The 11,281-nt window shown below is 51.3% G+C and carries 12 protein-coding genes; 2 read left to right on the top strand and 10 right to left on the bottom strand.

Features of this window, described 5'->3' with window-relative positions; all coding sequences use genetic code 11:
- Positions 1-474: 474 nt before the first annotated feature.
- Positions 475-1,173 (bottom strand): L-ribulose-5-phosphate 4-epimerase, encoded by a 699-nt coding sequence (araD, locus tag PO881_RS10250; RefSeq protein WP_192411724.1) that lies wholly within the window; start codon positions 1,171-1,173, stop codon positions 475-477.
- A gap of 246 nt (positions 1,174-1,419) precedes the next feature.
- Between araD and osmB the strand changes: the two genes are divergently transcribed.
- Positions 1,420-1,638: an osmotically-inducible lipoprotein OsmB gene (osmB, locus tag PO881_RS10255; protein WP_008106509.1), complete on the top strand. Its 219-nt coding sequence runs from the start codon at positions 1,420-1,422 to the stop codon at positions 1,636-1,638.
- A 69-nt stretch (positions 1,639-1,707) separates the two neighbouring features.
- Here osmB and yciH read toward each other — a convergent pair whose 3' ends face one another.
- The 5 genes from yciH to pgpB all read right to left on the bottom strand — a co-directional run bounded on the left by yciH (position 1,708) and on the right by pgpB (position 5,315).
- The gene (gene yciH / locus PO881_RS10260; RefSeq protein WP_176969980.1) at positions 1,708-2,031 is read right to left on the bottom strand and encodes a stress response translation initiation inhibitor YciH; all 324 of its coding nucleotides are present in this window, start codon (positions 2,029-2,031) and stop codon (positions 1,708-1,710) included.
- Entirely contained in the window at positions 2,031-2,738 is a 708-nt protein-coding gene (pyrF, locus tag PO881_RS10265) for an orotidine-5'-phosphate decarboxylase (RefSeq protein WP_280171740.1), read from the bottom strand. Before pyrF ends, yciH begins: the two co-directional genes overlap by 1 nt.
- A gap of 202 nt (positions 2,739-2,940) precedes the next feature.
- Entirely contained in the window at positions 2,941-4,110 is a 1,170-nt protein-coding gene (gene lapB, locus PO881_RS10270) for a lipopolysaccharide assembly protein LapB (RefSeq protein ID WP_110866246.1), read from the bottom strand.
- A 6-nt stretch (positions 4,111-4,116) separates the two neighbouring features.
- The gene (locus PO881_RS10275) at positions 4,117-4,422 is read right to left on the bottom strand and encodes a LapA family protein (RefSeq protein ID WP_137385878.1); all 306 of its coding nucleotides are present in this window, start codon (positions 4,420-4,422) and stop codon (positions 4,117-4,119) included.
- A 128-nt stretch (positions 4,423-4,550) separates the two neighbouring features.
- Positions 4,551-5,315: a phosphatidylglycerophosphatase B gene (gene pgpB, locus PO881_RS10280; RefSeq protein ID WP_101764272.1), complete on the bottom strand. Its 765-nt coding sequence runs from the start codon at positions 5,313-5,315 to the stop codon at positions 4,551-4,553.
- Between the two features lie 228 nt (positions 5,316-5,543).
- On the opposite strand from pgpB, the gene ribA reads away from it, so the two are divergent.
- Positions 5,544-6,137 (top strand): GTP cyclohydrolase II, encoded by a 594-nt coding sequence (gene ribA, locus PO881_RS10285; protein ID WP_097097212.1) that lies wholly within the window; start codon positions 5,544-5,546, stop codon positions 6,135-6,137.
- Between the two features lie 49 nt (positions 6,138-6,186).
- Here the strand turns inward: ribA and acnA are convergent, their stop codons facing one another.
- From acnA to cysB, 4 genes are all read right to left on the bottom strand, one after another.
- The gene (acnA, locus tag PO881_RS10290; RefSeq protein ID WP_110866248.1) at positions 6,187-8,868 is read right to left on the bottom strand and encodes an aconitate hydratase AcnA; all 2,682 of its coding nucleotides are present in this window, start codon (positions 8,866-8,868) and stop codon (positions 6,187-6,189) included.
- 443 nt (positions 8,869-9,311) lie between these two features.
- On the bottom strand, positions 9,312-9,491 hold the full coding sequence (locus tag PO881_RS10295) for a hypothetical protein (RefSeq protein ID WP_064738813.1): 180 nt from the start codon (positions 9,489-9,491) through the stop codon (positions 9,312-9,314).
- A gap of 3 nt (positions 9,492-9,494) precedes the next feature.
- Complete coding sequence (locus tag PO881_RS10300; protein WP_071531660.1) at positions 9,495-9,653, bottom strand: YmiA family putative membrane protein; 159 nt, start codon at positions 9,651-9,653, stop codon at positions 9,495-9,497.
- Between the two features lie 493 nt (positions 9,654-10,146).
- Complete coding sequence (gene cysB / locus PO881_RS10305; RefSeq protein ID WP_064738814.1) at positions 10,147-11,121, bottom strand: HTH-type transcriptional regulator CysB; 975 nt, start codon at positions 11,119-11,121, stop codon at positions 10,147-10,149.
- Between the last annotated feature and the right edge of the window lie 160 nt (positions 11,122-11,281).

Genomic DNA, 11,281 nt, shown 5'->3' on the forward strand with positions numbered 1-11,281 from the left:
CAGAAAGGAAAAAAGTGATCGCAAATGCATTTATGAAACGCTGTTTTATTTTTATTGATTGGTCATTTTGTATTTATGCCGTGAATCGCCATACCAGATGATTGGAAGTTAAAAGAGAGGAGCCGGGAGGCGTTTTTGCTCAAAGGATGGATTATCTTTGCGGGCGCTGACACATCTGCCCTTTTCAACAACTCGCACTGAAGCATATGAGCAGGCCGGGGGCGCTTTTGTGCCGGCAATCCGCAGCGCTGAACGAAGCGAGGAGGCCAGGAGAGCCCGCAGGACGCAGGCGAAAGGCGGAGCCGGGACAAGGATGTCCCGTCTCCGCCGGTCCGTCAGGCAGACGAACGAAGTGAAGGTACCGCGCTAGCGGCGCGAGGACCGCCGGACCAAAAGTGCCCCAGGCCTGCGCGCTCACCATTAGCTTAATTAACTGGCATTACGCCAGCAGGCGTATATGTTTCAGAATTGACTTTAATTCTGCCCATACCAGGCATTTTTACCGTGCTTACGCAGGTAGTGCAGATCAAGCAAAGTTTGCGAAATCGGCGGTAACTCAGTGCGCAGCTGCTCGGTATGCAATGCCATATAGGCCACCTCTTCTAATACCACCGCACTGTGTACCGCAGCATGCGCATCTTTACCCCAGGCAAACGGGCCGTGGGAATTCACCAGCACGGCGGGGATTGCCGTTGGTTCAATTCCGCGCTGTGCAAAAGTTTCAGTGATCACCTGGCCGGTATTCCACTCGTATTCCTGCTCAATCTCTTCGCGCTTCATCTGCCGCGTGCAGGGAATGGTGCCGTAAAAATCATCGGCGTGCGTGGTGCCTAACGCGATGATTTCACGTCCAGCCTGAGCCCAAATGGTGGCATGGCGAGAGTGCGTATGCACGATGCCGCCGATCTCTGGCCAGGCGAGATAAAGCGCGCGGTGGGTGGCCGTATCCGAGGATGGGCGCATTTTCCCTTCTATTACCTCGCCGCTGGCGAGATCGACGACCACCATATCGTCGCGCTGCATCTGCTCGTACTTCACGCCCGACGGCTTGATCACCAGTAAACCCCGATCGCGGTCCACCGCACTGACGTTGCCCCAGGTAAAGGTGACCAGGTTGTAACGGGGTAAATCGAGATTGGCTTCCAGCACCTGCTGCTTTAACGCTTCCAGCATCTTTTTTCTCCTGCGAACTGTGATAGCTGAATTGTGCGGAGCAGGAAGAAAAAGCGTTATGGATGGAACGGCTGTAAAAGCTGCGGAAAGTGGCTAAGGCGTTAAATGTGTGGCGCGGGTTGGTTTTGATGATTAAACAAGAAGTGGCTTGCAAACTCGCATTTTAGGACCGTTTTACCCTGCCGAGTGCGGTGTAACATCTATACTTATATGGTTACCACGGTGTTAACAATCAAGGAGAAGTTAATGACTACAACAATGAAACGTCTTACTGCTGCCGTATTGGCAACAACACTAGTTGTCGCGCTGAGCGGCTGTTCGAATTGGTCTAAACGCGACCGTAATACCGCAATCGGTGCGGGTGCAGGTGCCATTGGTGGTTCAGTGCTGACCAACGGTAGCGGACTTGGTACCGTTGGTGGCGCAGCTGTCGGCGGCATCATCGGCCACCAGATCAGCAAATAAATTATAATTATCAGGCTACGCAGCGCATCTACTTAACAACGGGCCACCTCAAAAGTGGCCCGAACTGCTTCAACCGCCCGCCAGTTTGACTTTCATGCCTTTGGCTTCCAGCAGCGTTTTTATCAAATCGCGTTTATCGCCCTGAATCTCAATCACGCCCTCTTTCACTGCTCCACCGCAACCACACTTTTTCTTCAGTTCAGCAGCCAGTTTTTCGAGAGCGCTATCATCCAGATCGATACCGGTAATCAGACACACGCCCTTACCTTTACGTCCGCTGGTTTGACGTTGAATACGCACGATGCCATCGCCTTTAGGTCGTGGCGCTTTCTCTTCTTCATGGGTGATACGACCGCTATCGGTCGAATACACCAATCGATTGTCCTGAGCCATTAAGCCTCCTGTAAACTTTGCAGGATTTGCTGCAGCGTGGCGGCCGGATCGGCGGATTGGGTGATCGGACGCCCGATGACCATATAATCCACGCCCGCGAGTTTTGCCTGCTGCGGCGTCATGATACGGCGCTGATCGCCCGCATCGCTGCCGGCCGGACGAATGCCTGGCGTAACCAGCGCGAAATCCTGACCTATCACCTGCTTAAAATGCGTGGCTTCCTGCGCCGAACAAACCACGCCGTGCAGGCCGCAATCGCGGGTCAAACGTGCCAGCCGCTCAGCCTGCGCGGCTGGAGATAAGGTAATGCCTAAACCTTTGAGGTCGTCTTCATCCATGCTGGTCAATACGGTGACAGCAATCAGCAGCGGCGCATCGTTGCCGAATGGTACCAGCGCTTCACGAGCCGCGTTCATCATGCGAGCACCACCGCTGGCGTGCACGTTCACCATCCACACGCCAAGATCGGCTGCGGCCGCGACTGCATGTGCGGTGGTGTTTGGGATGTCATGAAACTTGAGATCGAGGAACACTTCAAAACCCCGTTCCTGCAGCGTTTTCACCAGCGATGGACCAAACAGTGTGAACATCTCTTTGCCCACTTTCAGGCGACACTGGCTTGGATCGATGCGGTCTACAAACTGCAGCGCGCTGTTGAGATCATGATAGTCGAGTGCCACCAGAATAGGTGAAGTGGTTACAGGCATAACGTTTCCTCAGTAACTGGCACCCGCAGGCGCAATGGACAAACGGCAAGCATTCTACCTGCGCAGGCCGGTGCCGACAATCACGCTACCGCCAGAACTTGCCTGTTTGACTGCTAGCTGCACGATGTCAAGGCAGTTTCTTAATCAAACTTAAAAGTATGTTGTAACTAAATAGATGTAACCAGACGCGTGATGCGCCCATTTATTGGCCGTCGAGTCCACGGATGGGTTTAACTGAAGACCAGGCGCGACAAGATGGGCAATGCCAATACAGAGCATGGGCAGTGAAGCCACATTTCTGGCAGCGATATCGCGGCTTAGTGCGGATCTGCTCGCCGACCATATCGCGCAGCACCATCAAGCTCTCTTTCGCACGTCCGTCTTCCGCTTCGTGTAAGTGGAAATCCATCAAACGATGAAACACACGCATCGTCGGATGACGCTGAAGCTGACGATTGATATACAGCTGTGCCGCTTCCGGTCCCTGCTGTTGCTCAAGAATATCGGAGAGATAAAGCTCTGCTGCGGCGCCGGTATTCTCATCGACACAACGCTGTAAAAATTGCGCCCAGTTTTCGGGTTGGTTCAGGCGCTGGTAGCAGGTTTCCAGCATGGGTAACGTTTCACTCACCAGCTCTTTGTCCTGCTCCAGCACGCGCTGCAGTCGGCTGGCGGCTTTGGCGTACTCGCCCTGCTCCATCAAAATGCGGCCCATCATGATTGAGACGCGCGCACTTTGATGATCGGCTGACTCGCCCTTCTTCAGCAAGCTCATCGCCCGGTCAAGGTCGTCACTGCTTAATGCCTGCAACGCCAGCTCACAGTAGAAATGGGCAATTTCCCCTTTCTGCTTGTCTTTGCCGAGCTTAACCAGCTTTTCCGCCACGTCGATGGCTTTTTGCCAGTCGCTGGTTGCCTGATGAATCAACAACAATTGCTGCAGCGCGCCAATACGGAAATCGGTCTCTTCCACCAGCTGCCCAAACATATCTTCGGCACGATCGTACAACCCGGCTGCCATGTAATCGCGGCCGAGTTGCTGAATCGCCAGCAAGCGCTGCTCATAGCTGAGCGACGCACTTTCCATTAGGGATTGGTGAATGCGAATGGCGCGATCAACTTCACCACGCGAACGGAACAGATTGCCAAGCGTCAGATGCGCCTCAACCGTGCCGCTGTCCTCTTTCAACATGTCGAGAAAGAGATCAACCGCTTTGTCCTGTTGATTGGAGAGCAGGAAGTTTACGCCGGTCACATAATCGCGCGACAGGCGGTTCGCTTCCTGTTGCTTATCCTGATGAGCACTGCGGCGGCCCATATACCAGCCATATGCCGCAGCAACAGGAAGAAGCAGAAACAGCAATTCAAGCATCGAAAATTAATCCCGACGACTGGCAGTTGGTGATGGGGTCACTGCAGTAGATTGTTCATTCTGTGCCTGCATACGTTTAAGCTTACGCTGTGCATTTGCCAGAGAAACACGTAAGCGTAACCAGAACAGGCCGCAAATCGCCCATCCCAGCAGGAATCCAGCGCCAAACAAGCTGGCGAGCAGTGTTGAAATGCGGAATTCGCCCTGCGCTAGCAGATAGTTAAAGGTGATGATTTGGTCGTTATGAGCTCCGAGCGTGACGGAGATAATGAAAATGACCAATACCACGAGAAAAATAAGCAAATATTTCACAATGCGTCCTGTCGAGAGGTTATCCAATAGAAGTATGCCAAAAAACCGCCGTCGATGCTGCTTATCCCCACATCAGTTAGCGCTTTTTTCTGCAAGCACAATCAATCATATGGGGATGAATAGGCTGATTACAATCCATCATCACGTTGCGCGATCTCACGATGTTCCTCTGGAGGAATGGTGAGCGGGCCGCAAAAACGCTGGGCCAGCAGCGTAGCAACGGTCACCAATAACCAGGATATCAGCGTTGCCATCACTAAATCACGCGGCCAGTGCATACCCAGCACTAAACGGCTGCCCATCACCGCGGTCGCCCAAACGAATAATACGGCAACGGTGGCAAAATGACGGCGCGGCCATAACAGGCCGATGGCTAAAAGCGCCCAGCTGGCGGCAAACATGGTATGCCCGGAAGGAAACGCATAACCGGTTTCAAATGCCCAATGATTCTTCAGCCATTGCGGCAGCTGAGTGTCATTGGCCAGCAAAGTTGAGACCATTTCGCCGCGCTGCTGGCGATGAAGCTGATAAAACTCATCACCGTTAATGCCATGACTTTTTTCCAGCCAGATGACGTAGGGGCGCGGTTCCTGCACATGCTCTTTGATTGAGGATTTGGTGTACTGACCAGCAAGAATCGCACCATTCATGATAAGAATGAGCAGAATCGCGGGTTTGAGCCGAAAGCGTAAACACCACAACACCCAGGCGCTGAGGATGATACTGGTGAGGATGCCCCACGGACTGGTAACGGTTTCCGTCATCCAAAACAGCACGCGAAGTAGATTGCCGCTTTCCCCGGGTTGCCATTGCCAGTTAGATATCCATACGCCCAACGGCATCAACAACAATAAAAACGCCCCTAAGGTGGTGCGCTGAATGATTTTTAACATTCGCTTCCTTTTAGATCCGGATTAACAGGTGCGTTAAGCATAACTTTAGCTGAAAAAAGAATAACATACCTATTGCGGCTTGGATAATTGTGCTTTATCACTACAATCACTCTGACCGATTAACGGCAGCCGTTCGGGTTGTGGCACAATAGCGTAAGTTTCATCGGGCCACATGGCCCGTGCGTTATCATGATGATAGCGCATCCTCTGAAGGTTCTGGAGAGTCACATGCAGCTTAAACGGGTAGCAGAAGCCAAACTGCCCACGCCATGGGGAGATTTCCTGATGGTTGGTTTTGAAGAACTGGCAACCGGCCACGACCATGTCGCGCTGGTTTATGGTGATATTAGCGATCACAATCCGGTGCTGGCGCGCGTCCATTCCGAATGTCTCACCGGCGATGCCCTGTTCAGCTTGCGCTGTGACTGCGGCTTCCAGCTGGAAGCGGCGTTAACGGCGATTGCGGAAGAAGGTCGTGGCATTCTGATGTATCACCGTCAGGAAGGTCGTAACATCGGTTTGCTGAATAAAATTCGTGCTTATGCATTGCAGGATAAAGGCTACGACACGGTCGAAGCCAACCATCAGCTCGGTTTCGCCGCTGATGAGCGTGACTTCACGCTATGTGCAGATATGTTCAAACTGTTGGGCGTCAATGAAGTGCGCTTGCTGACAAACAATCCGCGCAAAGTTGAGATCCTGAGTGAAGCCGGTATCAATATCGTCGAACGCGTGCCGTTGGTTGTCGGGCGTAACCCGAAAAACGCACACTATCTCGATACGAAAGCCGAGAAAATGGGTCATCTGTTGCCGAAGTCTTAAGCAGATTTTAAAGCAGATAAAAAAAGCCGGGAAATCCCGGCTTTTTCTTTTAGTTCAGCATGTTGCGGATCACGTAATGCAAAATGCCGTCGTTCTGATAATAGGTTAGCTCGTTACCCGTATCGATACGGCAGCGCGTCTCTAGCGTCTCTTTGCTGCCATCCGCGCGCGTCAGAATTACGGTTACCGTGCCACCCGGCTTAAGCTGCGACAGGTTTGCCACATCTATAAACTCTTCACCCGTAAGCTGCAGCGTTTTACGCGTCACGCCAGCCGGAAACTCGAGCGGCAGAATCCCCATACCAATCAGGTTAGAGCGGTGAATTCGCTCGAAGGATTCGGAGATAACCACGCGCACGCCCTGTAAGCGCGGCCCTTTTGCTGCCCAGTCACGACTTGAGCCGGAACCGTACTCTTTACCAGCAATCACCGCTAACGGCACACCTTCCTGCTGATACTTCATCGCCGCATCGTAAATCGCAAGCTGCTCGTTAGTCGGGAAGTGTTTGGTATAACCGCCCTCAACTCCCGGCACCATTTCGTTACGAATACGGATATTGGCGAAGGTGCCGCGCATCATCACTTCGTGGTTACCACGACGCGAACCGTAAGAGTTGAAATCGGTGCGCTCAACGCCATGCGACAGCAAATAGCGTCCGGCTGGACTTTCGGCTTTGATGCTTCCCGCAGGAGAAATGTGGTCGGTGGTGACGGAGTCACCCAGCATCGCCAGAATGCGCGCGCCTTTGATATCCTGCACCGGCTTAGGCGTTTTCTCCATGTCGTCAAAGAATGGCGATAAACGAATGTAGGTGGAATCGCCATCCCAATCGTAGGTTGCCGCTTCGCTGACTTTGATCTGCTGCCACTCAGGCGTGCCGTTAAACACCTCGGCATACTCTTTGTGGAACATATCGCTGGTGACTTTTTGCACCGCTTCCGCAATCTCTTCCGGCGAAGGCCAGATATCCTTGAGGAAAACATCGTTGCCCTGGCGATCCTGGCCGAGCGGATCGGATTGCAGATTGAGTTTCATATTACCCGCTAAGGCATAAGCGACCACCAGCGGCGGCGAAGCCAGCCAGTTGGTTTTAATTAACGGATGAATTCGGCCTTCGAAGTTGCGGTTACCCGAAAGCACCGCGGCAACCGTGAGGTCACCCTCTTTAATCGCGCTTTCTATCGCGTCCGGTAACGGGCCGGAATTACCGATACAAGTAGTACAACCGTAACCGACCAGATTGAATCCTAACTCGTCCAGATATGGCGTAAGCTGGGCCACAGCAAGGTAGTCGGAAACCACTTTGGAACCGGGTGCCAGTGAGGCCTTAACCCAGGGCTTGCGCATCAGACCGCGTTCAACGGCTTTCTTCGCCAGTAAACCGGCAGCCATCAGCACGCTAGGGTTTGAGGTATTAGTACAAGAGGTAATCGCCGAGATCACGACCGCACCGTCATCCAGCTGATAGCTTTCTCCAGTTTCGCTATCGCGGTAGCTCACGGTTTTATGCGGTTTTTGCGCCTGATTCACTTCCAGTTCGTTGCTGGCATCAAAGGCAGTAGGAACATCACCGAGTGATACGCGATCCTGCGGACGTTTTGGACCGGCCAGGCTGGACTCGACGTCGCCCATATCCAGCGCTAGAGAGCTGGTGAACACCGGCTCATCACCCGCGTTACGCCACATACCTTGTTGCTTAGCATAAGCCTCAACCAGTTCAACCTGCTCCGCATCGCGGCCGGTGAGCGTCATATAACTCAGGGTGACATCATCGACAGGGAAAAAGCCGCAGGTCGCACCATACTCAGGCGCCATGTTGGCGATGGTGGCGCGATCGGCAAGCGGCAGATCGGCTAAGCCGTCGCCGTAAAATTCTACGAATTTACCCACAACACCATGTTTGCGCAGCATTTGCGTAACGGTTAACACCAGATCCGTTGCGGTGATGCCCGGGCGCAATTTACCAGTGAGTTTGAAACCGACTACGTCAGGAATCAGCATTGAGACCGGCTGGCCAAGCATCGCCGCTTCAGCCTCAATCCCGCCAACGCCCCAACCCAATACGCCGAGCGCATTGATCATGGTGGTATGCGAATCGGTGCCCACCAGCGTATCGGGATAGGCGATCTCTTGCCCATTCAGCGTCTCATGCCAGACAGATTTACCGAGGTATTCCAGATTGACCTGATGACAAATCCCGGTGCCCGGGGGTACTACGCGGAATCGATTAAAGGCTTTTTGCCCCCAACGCAGGAAAACGTAGCGCTCGTGGTTGCGCTCCATTTCCAGGTGCACATTTTCATCAAAGGCTTTGTCATCACCGAAATGGTCCACGGTGACAGAGTGATCGATAACCAAATCTACCGGGGATAAGGGATTGACTTTGGCGACGTCGCCGCCAAGGCGTTTCACCGCTTCGCGCATGGCAGCCAAATCTACCACCGCCGGTACGCCGGTAAAATCTTGCATTAATACACGCGCGGGACGATAGGCAATCTCACGATCGGCGTGAGCATCTTTTTGCCAGGCGACCAGCGCTTCAATATCTTCAAGCGTGACAGAATCACCATCCTGCCAGCGTAAAAGGTTTTCCAGCAGGACTTTCATCGACTTGGGCAAGCGATCGATATTGCCCAGTTGCTGAGCTGCTTTGGGCAAGCTGTAGTAATGATATTTTTTTGCCCGAACATCCAGCGTGTCCTGACTCTGCTCGCGTAACGTTAACGACATAGCGCCTCCATGTAAGTGAATCTTTTTTAAACCTCAGTGACTGCAAGGTTTAACTTAAAGATAGACTACATTGCCGTTAACGTTTTGATAACAACACGAATAGACACATTAAAACACAATGAAAAATGCCCCGACGTTTGTCAGGGCATTTATAAAATTCAGTGTAATTTGAGTTAGGGCTTAAATCATCGCCCAGAAGGCGGCGGCCCAAAAAGCCAGGGAAAAGGTATAAACGCTCACCCAGGATAATGTTGTTGTATTGATGCTCATAATTCACTCCCTCCCGGATTCCGGGCAAAAAAAGTCCACCGTCTTCAGCGTTGTACTGATGACACCGTTTTTTTAATGCTGAGTGTTAAAGGACGGGCTTTTAACTTGCCCACCGGATAATCCGGCAAAAAGAGGGACTAAACGACTAAATATAGTACGGAACGCATGCTGCGTTATTTCGACTTCATATCCATGAAGGATTCAATAAAGTTGCGCTGATTCTCGCTGAGTTCCCACGAAGTCGGAATGGTGACCTGAGGTTCAGTGGATACAACGTCTTTAACTTTGCACGCAGGCGTTTGCGGCTGACGTGCAGAAACCGGATGCTTACGACTGAGTGTATTTGCCCACATGGCTTAACCCCACATACGCCAAATCATTAACGCCACCACTACCCAGAACAGTGCTGAAGCAGCGAAGACAGTCATCCAAGCTTTGCGACGGGTATTACCAGTACGCTCAACTTTGGTGCTTTTAGTCCGGAAGCCCGGCTGTACAGTTATTCTCGTATTCATAGTTTTTGATAATCACTCTCAATAAAACGATTGATGACAACGATTAAGATTTAGGACGAATCCTAAACTTGTTAAGACCGAAAATCCAGTTATTTTTATTGAGCACAACGATTAACGCTATTTATCAAAACGCCAAAAATTGATGAGATAAATTTAATTACCAACACAACTATTAATTAAATCGTTACATTGTAAATTTGGGTTAACAGCAAATTAGATCCAATCTAAATTTGATTTTAATTTACCATGCCAGTTAAAAAGCCCTTCTTCATCAACTCTTAACTAGAGTATGGGAATATTCCTGGCGAGCTGCAAAGCAGCATCGTAAAAATTGTGTACTGATTCGCATTTAATAGATAACAATGAAAAAACATGTGACCCATGTTTCATTTACAAAAAAATAATGATTTTTTTTGAAGTACTCGTGGCGCTAAGCGCTAGGGGATTCCGAAGGTGCCCACTGGACACCTTGGCAAAAGAATGAGTTAGGAATTTACTTGAAGGGTAACTTGATGTCGCGGAACATAGCTTCGATGTCTTCATTGGAGCGCAATGCGACCGCCGCATCCACCACATCACGCGTCAGGTGTGGCGCGAAACGTTGAATAAAATCATACATATAGCTGCGGAGGAAGGTGCTACGTCTAAAGCCAATTTTGGTCGTACTATTCGTAAAGATTTCTGAAGCTTCAATACGCACCAAATCGGGGTCTGCAACCGGATCAACCGCCATACTGGCAATTACGCCAACGCCCAGGCCTAAACGCACGTACGTCTTAATGACGTCAGCATCCGTCGCAGTGAAGACGATGCGTGGCGTTAATCCGGCGCGATTAAACGCGGTGTCCAACTCTGAACGGCCTGTAAAGCCAAATGTGTAAGTCACTAACGGGAAATCCGCCAGCTCTTCAATCGTCACATTTGATTTACCCGCCAACGGATGATCTGGCGTTACCACAATGGCGCGGTTCCAGTGATAGCACGGCAGCATAATCAAATCGTCATACAGATGCAGGGCTTCTGTGGCAATGGCAAAGTCTGCATTGCCCTTTGAAACCGCCTCAGCTATTTGCGTCGGCGATCCCTGATGCATATGCAATGAAACGCGAGGATAGCGCTCAATAAAGCCTTTAATCACGCCTGGCAGCGCATAACGTGCCTGCGTATGGGTAGTTGCTACATACAGCGAGCCTTTATCTGGCCAGGTGTGTTCACCAGCAACAGATTTAATCGCGTCAACTTTGGACAGCACTTCGCGCGCAATCCGGATAATCTCTTCACCTGCAGGCGTTACTTGCGTCAGATGCTTACCACTGCGCGCAAATATCTGCACGCCCAGCTCATCTTCTAACATACGGACTTGCTTACTGATGCCTGGCTGCGAGGTATATAAGCCTTCGGCGGTCGATGAGACATTAAGATTGTGATTAACCACTTCGACGATGTAACGCAACTGCTGCAATTTCATAGTTATATCTTCCTGGTAGCGACAGAGGTGCATTCCCGGCAGGCGTGTTTCCGCTTTAATTGCGGTGAGGGAGGGAAAGCGAGTCAGCGAAACGAAAAGAGTTCTATAACTACTATATCAGTTAAAGGAAGAATGTAGAACGATTAGCTATAAGGATAAG

Source organism: Pantoea sp. SS70, assembly GCF_029866845.1.
Classification (GTDB): Bacteria; Pseudomonadota; Gammaproteobacteria; order Enterobacterales; family Enterobacteriaceae; genus Pantoea; species Pantoea leporis.